Origin of the sequence: Lysinibacillus sp. OF-1, assembly GCF_028356935.1 — a bacterium.
Lineage (GTDB): Bacteria > Bacillota > Bacilli > Bacillales_A > Planococcaceae > Lysinibacillus > Lysinibacillus fusiformis_D.
Genome location: NZ_CP102798.1, coordinates 469,154 through 489,829 on the forward strand (window position 1 = coordinate 469,154; position 20,676 = coordinate 489,829).

Genomic DNA, 20,676 nt, shown 5'->3' on the forward strand with positions numbered 1-20,676 from the left:
AGATGGAATGAGTATGCATAAGAAAAGAGCAAATTCACATTTAGTGTGAATTTGCTCTTGTTCATTAATCAAGCTTTAACCCTTTCAATGCTTCAGCAAGGGCGTTGTTTACAGGCTCTTCATCTTTTTGTTGTTTTAAATACTTTTGTACGGAGCGTTTATCAACCTTGCCTCCGCCTTCTTTTTTCCGTCTTGCCTCAAAGGCCGATAATTTTTCACGATAACCACATTTACACACAAAAATTTGACCATCGCCTTCTCCACGAAGCTCTAATTTTTTATGGCATTGAGGACAGCGTGCATTTGTAGTACGTGAGACATTTTTACGATGACCACATTCACGATCTTGGCAAACAAGCATTTTTCCTTTTTTGCCATTCACCTCGAGCATCGGTTTACCACAATCTGGGCAGGATTTAGTAGAGATATTATCATGCTTATACTTTTTGTCACTACCTTTAATGTCCGTAACAATTTCCTTCGTATAATTTTTCATCTCGCTAATAAATACATCCTTTTTTAGCTTGCCCTTTGCAATAAGCTCAAGTTTTTGCTCCCAATCTGCTGTGAGCGCAGGTGATTTTAATTCCTCTGGCACTAAGTCGAGTAGTTGACGACCTTTAGAGGTAATATAAATATCCTTGCCACCACGCTTTTCAATTAAGAAAGAATTAAAAAGCTTATCAATAATGTCAGCACGTGTTGCCACTGTACCAAGACCACCCGTAGATTTTAATGTGTCGGCTAATTTTTTATCACTCGTTGCCATATATTTTGCTGGGTTTTCCATGGCTGATAACAAAGTGGCTTCATTAAAATGAGCAGGTGGCTTTGTTTGACCAGATGTTTGAGCAAGAAGTTTTATTTTTAAAATGTCTCCTTTATCAATACGGGGAAGTATTTGTTCCTTTACATCATCTGATGTGTCCTCATCCTCGAAGCGATGTTCATACACTTCCTTCCAGCCAGCTAATAAAATCGTTTTTCCACGAGCAATAAAACTTTCTTCGCCAATTTTTGCACGAAGTGTTAGCTGTTCATATTCAAAAGCTGGCAGTAGCACAGCTAGGAAACGCTTTACAACTAGATCATAAATTTTACGTTCTTTATCCGAGAAAGCAGAATAATTCACATAGCCCTCTGTTGGAATAATCGCGTGGTGATCAGATACCTTGCTATCATCGACAAAGGCTTTTGTTGGCTTGATTGGTTTAGTAAGCAGTTTGTTGGCGATGGAGCGATATTCACCTATACCACAAGCCTTTAAGCGTTCAGGTATTGTGGCTACAATGTCTTGAGAAATAAAGCGAGAATCCGTACGTGGATAAGTTAACACTTTATGTTGCTCATATAGCTTTTGCATAATATTCAATGTTTCTTTCGCTGAGTAGCCAAAGATTTTATTGGCATCACGCTGTAATTCAGTTAAATCATAGAGACCTGGGGCAAATGTTTTTTTAGGTTTTTTTTCAATGTCAGCGACGATGGCATGGCTATTTCCTAGTTTTCTTACCAACGTATCTATTTTTTCTTTATCAAAGCTACGACTATTACCATTTTGGTCTTGCCAAGTGAGCTTCAAGTTGTCCGTTGTTTGTGCTTCAATCCCATAATAAGTTTGTGCTTTAAAGTTTTTAATTTCATCTTCGCGCGTCGCAATTATTGCTACAGTTGGTGTTTGTACACGTCCACAGTTCAGCTGTGCGTTAAAGCGGGTAGTTAAAGCACGAGTAGCATTGAGCCCGATATACCAATCTGCCTCAGAACGAGCTACAGCAGAGGCATAAAGATTATCATAGGCTTTGCCTGGCTTTAGATTAGCAAAGCCATCTTTTATTGCCTTATCTGTTACAGAGGAAATCCATAAGCGTTTTAGTGGCTTTTTGATCTTCACCTTATCGAGTATCCAGCGAGCTACTAATTCACCCTCACGTCCAGCATCTGTTGCAATGATAATTTCGTTTACATCATTGCGTGTAAGCTGACTTTTGACCGCATTAAATTGTTTCCCAGTTTGTTTGATAACTGTTAATTTTAAGCGTTCAGGTAGCATTGGTAAATCTTCAAGATTCCACGTTTTATATTTCACATCATAACTTTCAGGGTCAGCTAGTGTGACAAGATGTCCAAGCGCCCAAGTAACGATATACTTATCTCCTTCAAGGAAACCATTTCCCTTTTTATTACACTTCAGTACACGTGCAATGTCACGTGCTACAGAAGGTTTTTCAGCGATTACTACGCTCTTTGCCATTGTTAACACCCTTTCATAGTTCCATGGTTTTAAATATAGCATAGGTTGAGTGGGTTGGCAGTTGAACTGTAGCGAAATTTGCTAAATGTCGATGAAAAGAGTAAACATGTCAGACTTGGAGTTGTTACAGTACTGAAAATAGAAATTTCAGAAAAAACATTGAATTCAGAAAATAAATGTGCTAGGCTAGTGTACATAAAATGAAGCGAAGACTTCAAATATTAATAAAAAAAGGATGCACTTCTTTTATGGGGAATCAAACAATTCAGCAAATGATTCAGGAGAAATATCAAGAGTTGTCCAAAAGTCAGCAAAAGGTAGCTACATTCATATTAAAAAATTTACAGATAGTAGGAGTTCACTCCGCTTCATATGTAGGGGAAAAGGCTGGCGTAAGTGAAACGACAGTTATTCGCTTTTGTTACGCATTAGGCTTATCTGGTTATGCACAATTGCAACGTCAGGTGACAATGCATTTATTTAATAAAGGAAATGAAAGTAGTTTACAAAATTATTTGCAATCTAAGCAGGCTTTTTTTGAAAATCCACGTTTTTATGTAAAGACTATGGAAAAGGATGCATCTCGCATTTTATATATGGCTAAAAACATTGATGAGGAAGATTTTAATCGAGCTTCAGTATTGCTCCATGAGAAGAAAAAAATATATATTGCAGGGATTGGCTCCTCTCATTTAGCTGCACAATGGTTCCACTTTACACTAAATCTTTTGCGACCAAATGTTGTACTGTTAAATTTTGAGACAAGTGAGGTCATACGTGCAATCCAAGAGATTGATGAGGATAGCGTAGTTATTATTTTATCGTTCCACCGTTACTTTAAAGAACCGATCCAATTTGCAGCTGAAATACAAGAAAAAAAATGCGAAATTATCGGCATTACGGATTCACAAATTGCACCTATTACCCAATATGCAACCATTACCTTTGTGAACGAACAACAACAAGAAGTGTCCACAATAGATGCTATGCCAGCACTTATAGCATTTTTAAATACTCTAATAGCAGGAATGACTGCACAAAATCATGACTACTATGAAAATCAGCGCGTAAAATATGATGATTTCGAAAATAGCTTTTTAGCAAACCGATGGAGTTGACTACTATGAACCAAGTTTTACAAGAGTTACAGCCACGTCTTGCAGATATTTTTAGACATTTACATGAACATCCAGAAGTTAGCTGGCAAGAACATAATACAACACAATATATAGCAAATTTATTGAGAGAAGCCCAAATGGAGCCGCATCTTTTTGAAGATATGACAGGGCTTTATGTTGATATTGGTAATGGAATACCTAAAGTAGGGTTTCGCACGGATATAGATGCGCTTTGGCAGGAGGTTAATGGTGTCTTTCAAGCTAACCATTCTTGTGGACATGATGGTCATATGACGATAGCTATTGGGACTGCATTGCTGTTAAAGGATATGGAACATCTACTTTCAGGTGCTGTACGCATTCTATTTCAACCTGCTGAGGAAAAGGCCCAAGGAGCGCGGGCATTTGTCGAAAAAGGTATTATGGATGATTTAGAATATTTATTCGGTGTTCATGTTCGACCATTAAAGGAATTAGAGGATGGGGCGTATGCGCCTGCATTGTATCATGGAGCAGCAAAGCTTTTTACAGGGACCATTATTGGGGAGGAGGCACATGGCGCACGACCAGAACTTGCCATTAATGCAATTGAAGTCGGAGCAGCTATTGTCGAAGGTCTTCAAAAAATTTGGACGGATCCAAATATCTCTGCCTCTGTCAAAATGACACAATTTAATGCAGGAGGCACCTCTACAAATATCATCCCTGGTAAAGCAACTTTTAGTATTGATGCACGAGCTCAAACAAATGAAGTGATGCAAGTAATCACAGAGGGCGTGGAGCGTGTAAAAGCATCTGTTGAAGCGATGTATGGAGCCAAGATATTTTTACAGGTAGATGCCCATATAGTAGCAGCGGTAGTGAATGATGAAGCCTTACAGCATATGAAGGCAGCTATTATTGATGTAGTTGGAGAAAAGGCTTGTGCTTCACCAATTGTGACACCAGGAGGGGAGGATTTTCATTTTTATACCTATGAACGTCCAAAGCTTAAAGCAACAATGCTTGGATTAGGTTGCGGGGTTACTCCAGGCTTACATCATCCTCAAATGACCTTTAATCAAGATCGGCTTTTAATAGGTGTAAATATTATGACAAAAGCTATTTTGAGAGCATTATAAAGAATAGAAAGAAGAGATAGGTATGATAGATATTAGGGAAATCAAAACAATAGAACAACTTGAGCAAGTTCAGCAATTAGAGTTTGATGTGTGGGGAATGCCTGCTATTCCTCTCCACCAAACGCTTACAGCAGTGAAAAATGGGGGCATCGTTGTAGGAGCCTATCAAGAAGATAAATTAGTTGGTTTTAGTTATGGTTTTTCGGGTTTTCGACAAGGCAAAAGCTATCTATGCTCTCATATGTTAGGGATTGATGAAAAATATCGATCCCTTGGCATAGGTGAAAAGTTAAAGTACAAACAGCGAGCAATTGCTATTGATCGAGGCTATGATTTAATGGTGTGGACATTTGACCCCCTTGAAACCCGGAATGCTTATCTTAATCTATCTAAATTAAAAGGTATTTGTTATACCTATATTGAAAATTGCTACGGTGAAATGCAGGATGGCTTAAATAAAGGGCTTCCTTCTGATCGATTTGAGGTAAGCTGGCATTTAACTTCAGATTATGTGGTGAACAATACTGTAATAGAAGTAGCAAATGCAATACCTGTGGCAAGCTGTGAACTTACAAAGCAAGGTTTATTATGCTTAAAAATAACTGAAAATTTAAAATTTACTGAAGATTTTTATACGCTACCTGTACCTAAGGACTTTCAAGCTTTAAAAGTACAAAATCCTAGCTTAGCATTGGATTGGCGTTTCAAAACAAGAAATATACTAAAGCAGCTATTTTCAGCAGGCTATACCGCTATTCTATTGCAACAACAAGAATACTTTAACGAATATGTTTTAGTGAAAAAAGCAGCTTTAAATTTGGAAGGGGTAAATTAATATGAAAATGTCAGAAATCACAATACGACAATTGAAGATGAAGTTAAAAGCACCGTTTACAACAAGCTTTGGCACGTTTGAAGAGAGAGACTTTTTAGTCCTTGAGGCTAAAGATGAATCCGGGTTAATTGGTTGGGGAGAATCGGTTGCTTTTCATTCACCTTGGTACAATGAAGAAACACTTCAAACAAACTGGCATATGCTCGAAGATTTCCTAATTCCTCTTATTTTAAATAAAGAGATTCATCACCCAGATGAAGTGAGCCAATTATTTGAGCCAATTCGCAAAAACAATATGGCAAAATCAACGATTGAAGGAGCTATTTGGGATATATATGCGCAGCAAACTGGCCAATCCCTAGCAGCAGCACTTGGTGGTAAAAAGGATGAAATTGAAGTAGGTATTAGTATTGGAATACAAAATTCAATCGAGGAGTTAGTTGCGTTAGTTGACGGCTATGTAAAGGAAGGCTATAAACGCATGAAAATTAAAATAAAACCAGGCTGGGATGTAGAGGTTATGCGTACATTAAGGGAAATATTTCCTGATGTAGCCTTTATGGCTGATGCAAATTCAGCCTACCGTCTAGAAGATGCAGAAACATTGAAACAACTTGATGCATTTCAGTTAACAATGATTGAGCAACCACTTGCTTCAGATGACATTATCGATCATGCTTCATTGCAAAAATTACTTGAAACGCCAATTTGTTTGGACGAAAGTATCCATTCGTTAGAAGATGCACGGAAGGCTGTCGAGTTAGGGAGCACAAAAATTATTAATATAAAAATTGGTCGTGTAGGTGGCTTAACAGAAGCAAAAAAAATACATGATTATTGTGAGGCCCATAACATCCCTGTATGGTGCGGAGGCATGTTGGAGTCTGGTATTGGTCGTGCACACAATGTAGCCTTAACAACATTATCGAATTTTATATTGCCGGGAGATACTGCTGGATCAAATCGTTATTGGGAAAAGGATATTATTGAACCAGAAGTAGTTGTAAAAGGTGGTTATATTGAAGTACCACAGCAAGTAGGAATAGGTTATGAAATAAATAGGGAAACGGTTAATTCCTTAACAGTCGCACAGAAAACATATCAATAAATAGGCTTCAGTTTCAAATATTAGAATAGTAGGTGTTCTATGAAAAAAAGTTGGCAGATAGGTGGAGCATTTGTAGGCTTAATTGTTGGAGCAGGGTTTGCATCGGGTCAGGAAATTATGCAGTATTTTACAAGCTTTGGTTTGTACAGTATTATAGGTGCCATTGTCGCCACAATTGCTTTTGCATTTTTAGGGATGAGTTTAGCGCAATTAGGGACCGATCTACAAACAACATCACATAAAGAGGTTATCTATCATATTGGTGGACGATATGTTGGTATTATTTTAGATATCGTCATCACGTTTTTCTTATTTGGTGTCGCTGTTGTCATGTTTGCTGGATCAGGCTCGACATTTCATCAAATGTTTGGCATCAATCCAATGGTCGGCAGTATTTTTATGGTCGTTATAACCATACTAACATTACTATTAAATGTTAATAATATTATTAATTTGATAGCATTGGTGACTCCTTATTTAATGGGTATAATTTTTATTATTTTGATTTATTCTATTTTTACAATGGACTTATCCATTGCAGAGCAAAATACTTTAGCAAAAGCACAACCGTCTGCAGCGTCCAATTGGCTAATGGGAGCGCTACTTTATGTCTCCTATAATATCGCTGCGGGTGCAGCCATGTTAATTGTGATGGGTGGAACAGTAACAGATCGCAAAGTTGCTGGTAGAGGTGGACTACTTGGCGGTATAATGCTAGGTATTTTAATCGTACTCATCAATATAGCAATGTTTTCTAAAATAAATGTTGTCGATGGAGTAGCAATGCCAACATTAGAATTAGCAAAACAAATTCACCCTATAGTAGGAGTCTTAATGTCCATCGCTTTATTAGGCATGATGTACAATACTGCGGTGGGGATGTTCTATTCATTTACAGTTCGTTTTATTGCACCAGACCATAAATATTTTAAAGTGGGTATTGTAGTTATTGGATTAATAGGTTTTGCTGTAAGTTTAGTAGGATTTACTACATTGGTTGGTAAAGTCTATTCAACAATGGGCTACTTAGGTTTTGCGTTAATTATTGCTGTTATTATTTCATGGCTACGTAAACTACCGAAAGTTTTATAAAGAGGAATTTTTCCCTTGTGTTAAAACGAGGGGAATTTTTTTGTATTTTGTAATGAAAACAAAATGTACATCATACAGTTAATTTGTGTTCGTGAAATCGTTGAATGCTGTTTTAAGTAAACGTTATGCTCGAAATTATAGAAAAAAGCTATTTGTTGCTAGACACCAAATTTTGAGAATGCTATATTTATGTTGTCATAGTATTTTTATAATTAGGAAAAAATAGAATAATCTATGGATTTGAGTAGTTTTTCCTGATTATAAGGAGTGATGGAGTATAGAGCTAGATGAAGGATGATAGGTGCTTATGGTAAAGAAAACGTTAAAACAAAGAATTGTAGAAGCTTCAGTTGAATTGTTTCAGCAAGATGGTTATCACAATGTAACGGTGGATCGCATTGTGGATTATATTGGGGCATCAAAGGGTGGATTTTATCATAATTTTAAATCAAAAGATGAACTGTTATATGAAATTCATGATGTCTTTATTTCATATGTTATTCAACAATCACAGGATGCATATGACAAATACGATACACCTATTAAACGTCTATGTGCCATGCTGCAAACGCTGACACAAGTGTTCGATATGTATCAAGCACATATTACGATTTTTTATGAAGAGAGTCGTTCACTCTCAGATGAATATAGTGATATTATTCATAAAAAACGAGATCACTATCGAGACATCTTGCAAAAAGTAATAGCAGAGGGCCAGGAAGCAAAGGTTTTTCGTACAGAATTACCTTGTACGATTGTCACGATGGCAATTGTCGGGATGATTAACTGGACATACAAATGGTTTAAGCAATCGGGGCCATTAACAATGGAGCAAATCACAGATGTTTTTACTGATATGGTATTGCGTGCTATTGTGACGGAACAAGCAATGGATGAAGCTAAACAATTTATGATAAAGGGGTAGCCAGTAGGAAACACTGGTTTTATTATTTGTTTTTACAAACCGACTAGTCGGTATTTATCTGTAAGTGACAATCATTGAATTCCATCTATTATGGCAAATTTGACATTAGGGGGATTAGGGATGAATTTTGAATTAACAAAAGAGCAAGAGATGATTCGTGACATGGTGCGTGATTTTGCTGAAAAAGAGATTAAACCGTATGCTCGTGAGGTTGATGAGACATCAACAATGAGAATAGAGAGCTTTAAGAAGATGGCAGAACTAGGCTTATTGGGTATCCCATTTCCTGAAGAATATGGCGGCTCAGGTGGAGATACGGTGTCCTATGCTTTAGCTGTTGAGGAAATTGGTCGTGCATGTGGGGGTACAGGACTAAGCTATGCAGCTGCTGTTAGCTTAGGAGCTTCACCAATTTACAACTTCGGCACAGAGGAACAAAAGCAGGAATGGCTAGTTCCATTAGCAAAAGGTGAGACATTAGGATCATTCGGTTTAACAGAGCCTAATGCAGGTTCAGATGCTGGTGGCACACGTACTACAGCCGTTATTGATGGCGATGACTATGTTATTAACGGAGAAAAATGCTGGATTACCAATGCAGGGTACGCTCGACAAATTATTGTAACTGCAGTAACGGGTAAACGTGAAGATGGTAAAAAAATTATTTCCTCTATTATTGTGCCAACAAACACACCAGGTGTAACGATTAACTGTAATTATGACAAAATGGGTGTACGTGGCTCCAATACATGTGAAATTGTGTTGCAAAATGTTCGTGTCCCTAGAGCAAATCTATTAGGGGATGAAAAACGAGGCTTTAGCCAGTTTTTAAACACACTAGATGGTGGGCGTATTTCTATTGCCGCGCTATCTGTGGGGATTGCACAGGCTGCCTATGAAAAAGCATTGAAGTTTGCGCAGGAGCGTGAACAATTTGGTGCACCTATTTCGAAGCTACAGGCGATCCAATTTAAATTAGCCGATATGGCGATGGAAATAGAGCTTGCTCGTACATTAGTACATAAAGCGGCATGGCTAAAAGATCACAAGAAACCATTTGGCAAAGAAGCGGCGATGGCTAAACTATTTGCTTCTGAAATGGGTTTCCGTACATGTAATCAAGCTATCCAAATTCATGGTGGCTCTGGGTATATGAAGGAATACGATGTAGAACGCCATTTACGTGACATTAAGTTAATGGAAATCGGTGAAGGAACATCTGAAATTCAACGTCTCGTCATTTCTCGTCTAATTGGCTGTTAATCATAATCAATTATGCCTTGGCATAATTGTGTCCGGAATTGGCTTTGTGCTTGCACAAAGCAGTCCTTTCCGATTCCGTGACACCCGCTGAACAGTAGCTTAAATCAGCACTCATCTCACCATCTATAAAGGTGGGAGACTTCTGCTGAAAGAAGTTAAATAGCATGAATAAGGGGGATCTTCATGGCAGAGCTTGTGTATCAAACCATTGGTCAGTTGCTAGATGAACAATCTAAAAAGTATCCGCAAAACGAAGCGTTGGTCTATGCTGATAGGGATTTACGCATGACTTATGAGCAACTAAATTGTCAAGCACGACTCGTGGCGAGAGGTTTAATGGCTTTAGGAATTGAAAAAGGTGACCATATCGCAGTATGGACAACAAATGTGCCTGAGTGGGTGCAGCTTCAATTTGGTACGGGGAAGATGGGTGCTCCTATCGTTACGGTAAATACCAATTATCGTGCAAGCGAGTTGGAGTATCTATTAAAACAATCTGATGCCAAAACGATTTTTTTAGTTGAAAATTATCGAGACCATTCTTTTATTCATACACTGCAAGAGTTATGTCCAGAGCTTGAACATTGTGAACCAGGTAATTTGCAATCAAAGCGACTACCTTTATTAAAAAATGTTATTTTAATCGGCGAAACCAAATATCCAGGTGTGCTCAATTGGTCAGATGTTTTGACTGCTGCTGAGCAAGTAACCGAGGAACAGCTAGATCAAAGAGAGCACTCTCTTCATTATGATGATGTCATTAATATTCAATATACATCTGGTACAACAGGCTTTCCTAAAGGTGTGATGTTAACGCATTTTAATTTAGTCAATAATGCAGTCAACATTGCAGAATGTATGCAGTTAACCGCAGAAGATCGTTTATGTATTCCAGTGCCATTTTTCCACTGCTTTGGTTGTGTCATAGGGACATTAGCCATTACAACGAGTGGCGGCACGATGGTACCAGTACAAGAATTTTCACCTGAAGAAGTACTAAGGACCGTTCAGCAAGAACGATGTACAGCATTACATGGCGTGCCAACGATGTTCATTAGCGAGCTTAATTTACCGAATTTTGCGTCTTTCGATCTGTCAACTTTACGGACAGGAGTAATGGCGGGTTCAAACTGCCCGATTGAGGTCATGAAAGCAGTCATAGAGAAAATGGGCATGAAAGATATTACAATCTGCTATGGCCAAACGGAATCATCACCAGTTATTACACAAACTAGAACGGATGACCCGTTAACATTAAAAGTGGAAACGGTTGGTCGTGCGTTACCAAATTTAGAAGTGAAAATTGTTGTTCCTGGTACGACTGAAGAGGCCCCAACAAATGAACAAGGGGAGCTATGTACAAGAGGCTACCATGTCATGAAGGGCTACTATAAAAACCAAGAGGAAACAGAGCTTGCTATTGATGAGGCTGGCTGGCTGCATACTGGAGATTTAGCAACGATGGATGAAGCGGGCTATATCCGTGTAACTGGACGGTTGAAAGATATGATTATTCGTGGAGGCGAAAATTTATATCCAAGGGAGATTGAGGAGTTTCTTTACACGCATCCGAAAATTTCAGACGTACAGGTTGCTGGTGTCCCTGACCCTGTATATGGAGAAGAGGCGGCAGCTTGGATCATTTTAAAAGATGGCGAACAGGCAACAGAGGAAGAAATTCGAGATCATTGTAGGGACAAAATTTCTAGACATAAAATTCCGCGACATATTTTCTTTATCGATAACTATCCTATGACTGCATCTGGAAAAGTTCAAAAATATAAATTACGAGAAGATTTTGTTATGACCGTAAAGTAAGGAGGGGCAGTGACTATGTTCAACAAGGTATTAATTGCAAATCGTGGGGAGATTGCTAGACGGGTAATCAGAACATGCAAGCGTCTAAATATTCATACGGTTGCTATTTACTCAGAGGCAGATGTTGATAGCTTACATGTAAAAGATGCGGATGAAGCTTATTGTGTAGGGAAGCCACCCGTTGCACAAAGCTATTTAAACATTGACCGCATTCTTGAAATTGCAAAAGAGAGTGGCGCAGAGGCTGTTCATCCAGGCTATGGTTTACTATCGGAGAATGTGAATTTTGCGAAACGTTGTACAGAGGCGGGTTTAGTCTTTATCGGACCAAGTGCGGAAGTCATTGCGTCCATGGGCAGTAAATTAGAGGCACGTAAAACAATGAAAGCTGCTGGCGTGCCTATTGTAGAAGGAGTAGAGGCTCCTGTGAAGGATGTTGCAGAAGCTACTGAAATCGCTGAACGTTTAGGTTATCCAATTATGTTAAAAGCATCTGCTGGCGGTGGTGGTATTGGGATGCAGCTAGTTGACAATGCTGAGGAGCTGGCTAAAGCATTTGAGGGAAATCAAAAGCGTGCGCAATCATTTTTCGGTGATGGCACGATGTATATGGAGCGTTTTATCGCTAATCCTCACCATGTGGAAGTGCAAATAATTGCCGATCACCAAGGCAATATAGTTCCGTTATTTGAACGGGAATGCTCTATTCAACGAAGAAATCAAAAAGTGGTGGAAGAAGCCCCATCACCGTTCATTTCACAAGAGACTAGAGATAAGATGCTAGAGGCTTCAGTGAAGGCTGTGAGGCACATTGGATACGTCAATGCTGGAACGATCGAGTATTTGGTGGATAAAGATCAAAACTTTTACTTCTTAGAAATGAATACAAGATTACAGGTAGAGCATCCAGTCACAGAGGAAATTACAAAGCTTGATTTAGTAGAAGAGCAATTAAAAATTGCGGCAAAACTACCTCTTACATTTACTAGGGAAAGTATTATTAAAGATGGGCATGCGATTGAAGTGCGTATATACGCAGAGAATCCCTCCACATTTTTTCCTTCTCCAGGTACCATTACAGTTCTTGAATTACCAACAGGCGAAGGGGTTCGACATGAATGTGGTGTAGAGACAGGTTCAGCAGTTACACCATTCTATGATCCAATGATTAGTAAATTGGTGGTGTGGGGAGAAACAAGGGAGATTGCCTGTGAGAGATTAATTCAAGCACTGAAAGCGTATAAAGTGGAGGGTATTCAAACGAATATTCCGATGCTGTTAAAAACCGTTACACATGAACAATTTTTAAAAGGGAATACAACGACTAAATTTGTAGAGCAATATTATTTACCGCAATTAGCAGAAACAAAATAACAACTTTCATACATTCGTGCTTCTTTGAAGGGCGAATGTATGACTAAAATTAGGAGTGAAGGATAATGGCAACAGTAAAAGCAAGTATGGCAGGTACAGTGTGGAAAATCGTCGTAACAGAAGGAGAGAAAGTGACGGCAGGCCAAGATGTAGCTATTTTAGAATCGATGAAAATGGAAATTCCGATTGCAGCAGAAGAGGATGGCGTGGTAACGAAGATCATTGCCAATGAGGGAGACTTCATTAACGTTGATGATGATATTTTAGAAATTGAATAAGAGGAGGCTTCTTTAATGCAGCTACCTAAGCATGTCATGATCAAAGAAGTTGGTCCCCGTGATGGTTTACAAAACGAAAAAACGCCTATTACAACTGTTGATAAAATACAATTAGTGAATTTATTGAGCCAAACAGGACTAACTTACATTGAAGTGACTTCATTTGTTCATCCGAAATGGATACCTCAATTGGCAGATGCTGTTGAGGTTCTTCAAGCTATTAAACGGCATAAGGATATTACTTATGCAGCGCTTGTACCTAATATGCGTGGCTTAGAACGTGCATTACAGGCTGAAGTAGACGAAGTAAGTATTTTTATGTCTGCTAGTGAAAGTCATAATCAAAGCAATATTAATAAAACCATTGACGATACATTTCCTATATTAGAGGAAGTAGTAATAGGGGCTAAGGCTGCAAAGAAAAAAGTTCGAGGGTATATCTCAACGGTTATTGGCTGTCCATATGAGGGGTATATACATCCTGACAAAGTACTACGTGTAACAGATAAATTATTGGAAATGGGTGTGGCTGAAATATCGCTTGGTGACACAATTGGTGTTGGCGTGCCAACGCAGGTTGAGTATCTTTTAGAGGCGTTATTAAAAAGATACGATGCTGAAAATTTTGCCATGCATTTTCATGACACACGTGGGACAGCACTAGCCAATATTATGAAATCCTTAGAGATGGGTATGACCAAGTTTGATAGTGCGCTTGGCGGATTAGGGGGCTGTCCATATGCTAAAGGAGCTTCAGGGAATGTAGCTACAGAGGATTTATTATATTTATTCGATGAGATGGGCATTGAAACAGGAATAGATCGACAGAAAGTGCTAGAGGCAGCACTCTTTATTGAAGAGAAATTAGGCAAAGCGGTTGCATCGAAGCAAATGGCTATTGTCCGTAATGAAAGGAGTGCAAACCAACGATGACACAACTTGTTCGTTTGGAATTACTAGAGGGCAGCATTGGACTGATTACCCTAACAAGACCAGAAGCTGCAAATGCTATGTCTGTTCAGTTACTTCGTGAGCTGTCCGACATGCTCGATCAAATCAATGGAGATCCAGCAGTGCGTGTTGTCCTACTGACAGGTGCAGGAGAAAAGGCATTTTGTGCAGGAGCAGATTTAAAAGAACGTAAAGGAATGGCTGATCGACAAGTGAAGCAAATCGTACAGTTGATTGGTGCGACTGTGGCAAAAGTTGAGACACTTGCTCAGCCTGTCATTGCTGTACTAAATGGGGTAGCATTTGGCGGTGGATTGGAGCTGGCATTAGCTTGTGATCTACGTATTGCCGCTACACATGCAAAGCTTGGTTTAACAGAAACATCACTCGGTATTATCCCAGGTGCTGGAGGAACACAACGACTTCCACGACTAATTGGCCTTGGCAAAGCAAAGGAATTAATTTATACAGCACGTAGGTTGAGTGCGGCGGAAGCCAAAGATTATGGCATTGTTGAGTATGTTTATGAGGAACATGAGGTAATGGAAAAGGCACAACAACTTGCGCTAGAAATGGCAAAAAATGCACCACTCTCTCTAGTGCAAGCTAAAGTCGCAATCAATCAGGGTGTTGAGGTAGATTTAGCTACCGGGTTAAAAATTGAATCACTAGCATATAGTGCACTGATCCCAACAGAAGACCGATTAGAGGGCTTGTTAGCCTTCCAAGAGAAGCGAGCGCCACAATATTCAGGGAAATAAAGCGCTAAAAATGATTTTGGTGTAATTGATTGGGCAAAGGGAGGAAATAAACATGAGCAATATCTCGACAGAAAATACGCCACCTACAATGAAGGACAAAATTTTAACAGGTGGTTTACCAAAATATCATGATAAAAATGCACAACAGGGCAAGCTATTTGTACGTGAACGTCTTGAACTATTACTAGATGATGGTCTTCAATCAGAGGATGGCCTCTATGCAAACTGTTTAGCAGGGGATTTACCAGCTGATGGTGTTGTCACAGGTATAGGTAAAATTCATGGTCGCACGGTATGTGTGCTAGCTAATGATTCTACTATTAAAGCGGGCTCTTGGGGAAAACGCACAGTTGAAAAAATGATTCGTATTCAGGAAACAGCTGAAAAGCTGAATTGCCCATTACTATATTTAGTCGATTCAGCAGGTGCGCGTATTACAGATCAGTTAGAAATGTTCCCAGGACGCAGAGGAGCAGGACGTATTTTCTACAACCAAGTCAAGCTGTCAGGGAAAGTTCCGCAAATTTGCTTATTATTTGGTCCTTCCGCAGCAGGTGGTGCTTATATACCTGCATTTTGCGATATCGTTGTCATGGTAGAAGGAAATGCTTCTATGTATTTAGGATCACCTCGGATGGCGGAAATGGTTATTGGGGAGAAAGTAGATTTAGAGACAATGGGTGGCGCAAAAATGCACTGTTCTGTATCAGGCTGTGGAGATGTGCTTGTCAAAACAGAACAGGAGGCTATTACGTATGCTCGTAAATATTTAGGTTACTTCCCGAATAACTATGCTGAGCGCAGTAAGATAGAGGCACCTAAACCACCTGCTTCATTTGATAAATCTATTGAAGAATTAATTCCACAAAACCAAAATGTTCCTTTTGATATGTATAAATTAATTGAACGTATTATCGATGAAGATTCATTTTGTGAAATCAAAAAATTATTTGCACCAGAATTAATTACAGGTCTTGCACGTATTAATGGGCAATCCGTTGGGATCATCGCTAACCAACCTCGTGTCAAGGGAGGCGTGCTATTCCACGATTCTGCTGATAAAGCAGCGAAGTTCATTTCACTTTGTGATGCATTCAATATTCCGCTGTTATTCTTAGCAGACGTTCCTGGCTTTATGATTGGTACTCAGGTAGAAAAAGCAGGAATCATCCGTCATGGTGCGAAAATGATTTTTGCCATGAGTGAGGCAACTGTTCCTAAGCTAACGGTCATTGTGCGTAAAGCGTATGGTGCAGGTCTATATGCCATGGCAGGACCTGCCTTTGAACCAGATTGCTGTATTGCTTTGTCAAATGCACAAATTGCCGTAATGGGACCAGAGGCTGCTGTGAATGCTGTTTATGCCAATAAAATTGCAGAGCTTCCAAAAGAAGAGCAAGCAAGCTTCATTGCTGAGAAACGTAAAGAATACCAAGAGGAAATTGACGTGTATCGATTAGCATCAGAGCTAATCATCGATGATGTCATTGAGCCGAATGAGTTACGCAAGGTGTTAGAAAATCGCTTAGAGCTTTATATGTCCAAATACTTATTATTCTCACAACGTAAGCATGGGGTAAACCCAGTATAAACATACTTATTGAAAGGCTGTCTCTGCTGTTAAGAGGCAGCTTTTTTTGAATGATTAATTTTTTCAGCTACTTGCATGCCATAGAGCAGCATATTAAAATATGGGAAGGAATAAAGGGAAGTGGGTGTTAAGCTTGTCTAAAAACAACATAACGGATGTTCACGGTAATGCCAAGCTCCCATTACCGTATCGAGATGTCATTGATACATATTATTTGCCCCTCAAGGTCATGGGGTGGATCTTATTTAGCATCTATTCATTTATAGCTTTTTATAAATTGGTCATTGATCGCTTAGTAAATGTAGTAGTTGTTTTATTGCAAGGCGATTATTCTATCGGCGACTTAGGTTTGTTTGATTATAGTAGTTGGCGACTAACTACTAATTTTGTTCCCTTTGAAACGATTCTCCGCTATATAAACTACTCTCAATATTTTAATTGGGATATCATAATCGTTAACCTTCTTGGCAACTTATTAATTTTTACTCCAATGGGTTTTTTATTGCCATTATTGTCGAAAAAATTTCGCAAAGTATGGGTCATTATTTGTTTGGGCTTTTTTGCTAGTCTTGCTGTAGAAACCATTCAATTCATTTTTACAGTGGGTTCTGCGGATATTGATGATTTAATTTTGAATACGATTGGCGCATGGCTTGGCTATATAGCTTATAAAGGGATCTTAATTAGACCTAAAAAATGAGAAAGCAGTCCTGTTTTAAGGGCTGTTTTTTGCGTTAATAAAAATTTTGTTTAAAGAGTGCTTACTGTAAAATGAATGTATGGATTATACGCTTAAAAATAGAGTCTTTATACCTAGCACTAAAAATAATTAGTATCTCTTTAGGTGGTTAGTATTAATTTTTGCTTGAATTTAATAGTGAAAATTCCGATAATGAGTGTACAGAAACTGTTCAGACGGTATAGATATAGTGAAAGAAGATATTTTCATATCTAGTATCTTATTAGCATATGAAGATAGAAGGGCGAGGTGAAAACTATGAAAATATCAAATTTAAGGGAGCAAGAGAGAATTTCATCGCAATATAATCGTAAAAAAATCTTGCAACGAAAAGAAGCCGGAGAAGCTTATCGCAAAAATGCGATGTATTTTCAGCCAAAGAAAACCCCAGCATTGCTTGAACTTGAAAATCTACTGTTAGGGCGTACCGATCAAGACTTATTTGAGCAGCAACAAGAAAAGTCAAAAGAAGTTACTCCTCAACAGCAAGCCATAATGGAAGACTTGCGACAAACAGAAAAGAATGTACGTGCTCATGAGCGATCCTATAAAGAAGGTACTAGTGATAGCGCAGAATCTTCTACTGTCGTCAATCCAGAGCAAAATGACACATTGCAAATTTTAGAGCAGGTGCGACATGCCGCATTAGCATCGACAGAGCCTTCTCCTCAAGATTTACAGGTGGCACAAAGCGTGAATGCGCAAATACAACATATATTAAACGGTTCGTATACTGAAGAGGGCAAAATAGGCGAAGAAGAGCCATCCTTTGTACGTGACATCATGGAAGTGAAGGTTCCTGAACGTTTCTCGAAGGAATTGAAATTGGATCCATTTGCAGATACAATTTTCGGTAAGAACTATGAGACTGCATTTAAATTAAGAACATTCCATCAGGTATCGGAAAAATATGCGGCTCATGTTCAAATGACGAAAAATGGCTATCGTCCAGACACGGACTCTATGTTCTCTTTGATAGCCTGATGCTGTAGATAGGAGATTATTGACATGGCAAAGGCAAAGCATGCGAAAACAAATGCAATTCGATTATTAGAACAACAAAAAATCCATTTTGATGTGATTGAATATGAAACGGGAGACGGTCAAGTTGATGGTGTCTCTGTTGCAGAAAAAATTGGTCACCCTGTCACGCGTGTGTTTAAAACATTGGTAGCAAAGGCAAGCGCACAAAAGCTATTTGTATTTATCATTCCAGTGGCAGAGGAGCTGGATTTAAAAGCTGCCGCAAAGGTAGTAGGGGAAAAGAAAATCGAAATGCTAGCGGTAAAGGATTTACTTGGTTATACCGGTTATGTACGTGGCGGATGTTCACCAGTGGGGATGAAGAAGTTATATCCAACAGTAATAGATGAATCTGCCCTAGGGCAAGATAGTATTATTGTGAGTGCGGGGAAAATAGGTATGCAAATCCATGTTCAGCTAGACGACTTGAAAAATATGACAAAGGCACAGCTTGCCCCTATTACAACTACCCATGCGTGAGAGAATGGGTAGTTTCTTTATGTATAATGGACAATCAGGTACAAGCGCGGTCTCTCAATTTTTTATAGAAAATGTGATACAGTTAGAGCAATATCATGCATAGAGAGAGGGATAGGAAATGCGTAAGATAATGGGGTGGCGTTGGACATTTTTTATTAGTGGCCTAATTGTGATGTCACTTGGCATCACGATGTCGATAAAGGGGAAGATTGTTGGCACAAGCCCTTGGGATGTCTTGCATGTTGGGTTATTTCAAAATTTTGGGTTAAGTATTGGGACATGGTCTATTATAACAGGGCTCTTTATAGTTGCTTCAACATCGATTGTGTTACGTGAATGGCCAAAGATAGGCACTTGGCTGAACATGCTGCTCATCGGCTCCTTCATTGATGTATTTAATTTGGTGCTGCCATCTACTGATGTTTATGGCTTGCAGATTACATATTTTATCATTGGTTTATTTGTTTTGAGTTTTGGCTGTGGGATGTATATTGCACCGAATATGGGTGCAGGTCCACGAGATACTTTAATGATGATACTTGTTGAAAAGTTTGGTGGCTCGATTAAAACAGCCAGAATGGGCATCGAAGTTCTGGTGACCATTGTTGGCTGGCTTTTAGGAGGACCAGTTGGCGTAGGGACGGTATTAATCGCTTTAACTTCAGGCTATATTGTGCAATATTCATTACCGTATTGTCGTAAAATATTAATGAAATGTATTGGGAATATAGAAGGAATGAAGCCATTCTATTAAACGATGAAGCTACTTAGATCTGTAAAAGATAGAAGTAGCTTTTCATCTTTTTTAGCGTTCTTTCATATAATGCAGGGCAGAAGCTAAAGGAGGAACGACATTTGAATGGAAATGTAACGTATTATTTTGGACACGCATTGACTGGGCAAGGTGTGAAACATTTATATAAAGAGATGATAGAAGAGGCGGAGCTTGTTTACTTTTTGCAAGGTGCCCCCACATTTAAAGGATCAGAGCTGTTAAAAGAGCTAGGGTATTTTTATGTGAAGCAGGGCTTTGCAGTCGAATGGTTTAAGCATGCTTTATTAGAGGAAGTAGTTGAGGCTGTTTATGTAAAGGGCTGTAACAGACTTTTTGTATGGGCCTCTGAATGGAATATCGAGCCAACTTTACTCGGTACAAAGCATCGCGTCATGTCCTTTTATGATTGTTTAGAGGAAATACAGCTTGAAAAGGTTGGGGAGCAGCTTGCTGAGGCGATGCAGGAGCGTGCAACTTGGCGTGAAAAATGTATTGCAAAGCTGGATCAGGCAATCAAGCTTCATGATGACTGGGAGATTATCACGCAAAGCTGTATGAACTGGCAGGCATTAAATGAACAAGTGGAAAATTTAAAGACAGAAGTGTTCCAGTCAATTGTTTTAAATAAAACGGGTATACGGACACATCGTTTACTTGGAACACTAACGCCTAGAGGTGCGGAAAATACCGTTGAAAGTATTACAAAAAGTATAACGACTCGCTTCATGATTAAAGGTAAGCCTGGTACAGGTAAGTCTTCATTAATGAAGGGTTTAGCGGATGAGGCCAATGCTAGAGGTCTTGATGCACAAATTATATGGTGTGGTTTAGATGCAGGTTCAGTGGATATGGTCATTATTCCAGAGCTTAATTTCTGTATCTTTGATAGCACAGAGCCCCATGTCTTTGATCCACAGGATGGTAGATTAGGGGACAAAATTTTTGATATTGGGCAACATTGTGCACTTTCAGAGGAGGCAGAAACAGCAATTGAGGCAGTTCGAGCACACTACAAAGAAGCTATCCAGGATGCAATGGGTCATTCGAAGCGTTATGCTGAAGCCGAATATACAATCCGCCGTCTAGTGGATAATTGTCTATCCGCATCCTTATGGCGTGAAAAAACAGCGCCATTATTCGAAAGATTAACAAAGTAATGTAGCTAATGGC

At 39.0% G+C, this 20,676-nt stretch carries 19 protein-coding genes; 18 read left to right on the top strand and 1 reads right to left on the bottom strand.

Annotated elements, in window-relative coordinates; translation table 11 throughout:
- Positions 1 to 64 precede the first annotated feature (64 nt).
- The gene (locus NV349_RS02240; RefSeq protein WP_101966477.1) at positions 65 to 2,254 is read right to left on the bottom strand and encodes a DNA topoisomerase III; all 2,190 of its coding nucleotides are present in this window, start codon (positions 2,252 to 2,254) and stop codon (positions 65 to 67) included.
- Positions 2,255 to 2,502: 248 nt separating this feature from the next.
- On the opposite strand from NV349_RS02240, the gene NV349_RS02245 reads away from it, so the two are divergent.
- The 18 genes from NV349_RS02245 (at position 2,503) to NV349_RS02330 (ending at position 20,663) form a co-directional block, all read left to right on the top strand.
- The gene (locus NV349_RS02245; protein ID WP_036117502.1) at positions 2,503 to 3,372 is read left to right on the top strand and encodes a MurR/RpiR family transcriptional regulator; all 870 of its coding nucleotides are present in this window, start codon (positions 2,503 to 2,505) and stop codon (positions 3,370 to 3,372) included.
- A 5-nt stretch (positions 3,373 to 3,377) separates the two neighbouring features.
- A complete protein-coding gene (locus tag NV349_RS02250) occupies positions 3,378 to 4,493 on the top strand; it encodes a M20 peptidase aminoacylase family protein (protein WP_271912273.1) in 1,116 nt (371 codons plus the stop codon).
- 22 nt (positions 4,494 to 4,515) lie between these two features.
- A complete protein-coding gene (locus NV349_RS02255) occupies positions 4,516 to 5,328 on the top strand; it encodes a GNAT family N-acetyltransferase (RefSeq protein ID WP_036117498.1) in 813 nt (270 codons plus the stop codon).
- Position 5,329: 1 nt separating this feature from the next.
- Complete coding sequence (menC, locus tag NV349_RS02260) at positions 5,330 to 6,436, top strand: o-succinylbenzoate synthase (protein ID WP_101966475.1); 1,107 nt, start codon at positions 5,330 to 5,332, stop codon at positions 6,434 to 6,436.
- Between the two features lie 39 nt (positions 6,437 to 6,475).
- Positions 6,476 to 7,528 (top strand): YkvI family membrane protein, encoded by a 1,053-nt coding sequence (locus tag NV349_RS02265; protein WP_271912275.1) that lies wholly within the window; start codon positions 6,476 to 6,478, stop codon positions 7,526 to 7,528.
- Between the two features lie 307 nt (positions 7,529 to 7,835).
- Entirely contained in the window at positions 7,836 to 8,453 is a 618-nt protein-coding gene (locus NV349_RS02270) for a TetR/AcrR family transcriptional regulator (protein WP_036117492.1), read from the top strand.
- Positions 8,454 to 8,573: 120 nt separating this feature from the next.
- Positions 8,574 to 9,716 (top strand): acyl-CoA dehydrogenase, encoded by a 1,143-nt coding sequence (locus tag NV349_RS02275; RefSeq protein ID WP_036117490.1) that lies wholly within the window; start codon positions 8,574 to 8,576, stop codon positions 9,714 to 9,716.
- A gap of 183 nt (positions 9,717 to 9,899) precedes the next feature.
- Positions 9,900 to 11,534: an AMP-binding protein gene (locus NV349_RS02280; RefSeq protein WP_271912278.1), complete on the top strand. Its 1,635-nt coding sequence runs from the start codon at positions 9,900 to 9,902 to the stop codon at positions 11,532 to 11,534.
- 15 nt (positions 11,535 to 11,549) lie between these two features.
- Positions 11,550 to 12,908 (top strand): acetyl-CoA carboxylase biotin carboxylase subunit, encoded by a 1,359-nt coding sequence (locus NV349_RS02285; RefSeq protein ID WP_271912280.1) that lies wholly within the window; start codon positions 11,550 to 11,552, stop codon positions 12,906 to 12,908.
- A 65-nt stretch (positions 12,909 to 12,973) separates the two neighbouring features.
- Positions 12,974 to 13,186, top strand: a complete 213-nt coding sequence (locus NV349_RS02290) for an acetyl-CoA carboxylase biotin carboxyl carrier protein subunit (protein ID WP_004225532.1) — start codon at positions 12,974 to 12,976, stop codon at positions 13,184 to 13,186.
- A gap of 15 nt (positions 13,187 to 13,201) precedes the next feature.
- On the top strand, positions 13,202 to 14,119 hold the full coding sequence (locus NV349_RS02295) for a hydroxymethylglutaryl-CoA lyase (RefSeq protein WP_271912285.1): 918 nt from the start codon (positions 13,202 to 13,204) through the stop codon (positions 14,117 to 14,119).
- Complete coding sequence (locus tag NV349_RS02300) at positions 14,116 to 14,898, top strand: enoyl-CoA hydratase (RefSeq protein ID WP_058843612.1); 783 nt, start codon at positions 14,116 to 14,118, stop codon at positions 14,896 to 14,898. Before NV349_RS02295 ends, NV349_RS02300 begins: the two co-directional genes overlap by 4 nt.
- Before the next feature lie 52 nt (positions 14,899 to 14,950).
- Entirely contained in the window at positions 14,951 to 16,489 is a 1,539-nt protein-coding gene (locus tag NV349_RS02305) for an acyl-CoA carboxylase subunit beta (RefSeq protein WP_058843613.1), read from the top strand.
- Between the two features lie 124 nt (positions 16,490 to 16,613).
- Positions 16,614 to 17,189 (top strand): VanZ family protein, encoded by a 576-nt coding sequence (locus NV349_RS02310; protein WP_271913514.1) that lies wholly within the window; start codon positions 16,614 to 16,616, stop codon positions 17,187 to 17,189.
- Positions 17,190 to 17,486: 297 nt separating this feature from the next.
- Entirely contained in the window at positions 17,487 to 18,212 is a 726-nt protein-coding gene (locus NV349_RS02315) for a hypothetical protein (protein WP_271912287.1), read from the top strand.
- 24 nt (positions 18,213 to 18,236) lie between these two features.
- Positions 18,237 to 18,731, top strand: coding sequence for a Cys-tRNA(Pro) deacylase (gene ybaK / locus NV349_RS02320; protein WP_036117473.1), 495 nt, complete (start codon positions 18,237 to 18,239; stop codon positions 18,729 to 18,731).
- 118 nt (positions 18,732 to 18,849) lie between these two features.
- Entirely contained in the window at positions 18,850 to 19,485 is a 636-nt protein-coding gene (locus NV349_RS02325; protein ID WP_141903934.1) for a YczE/YyaS/YitT family protein, read from the top strand.
- 101 nt (positions 19,486 to 19,586) lie between these two features.
- Positions 19,587 to 20,663 (top strand): nucleotide kinase, encoded by a 1,077-nt coding sequence (locus NV349_RS02330; RefSeq protein WP_271912290.1) that lies wholly within the window; start codon positions 19,587 to 19,589, stop codon positions 20,661 to 20,663.
- Positions 20,664 to 20,676: the final 13 nt, after the last annotated feature.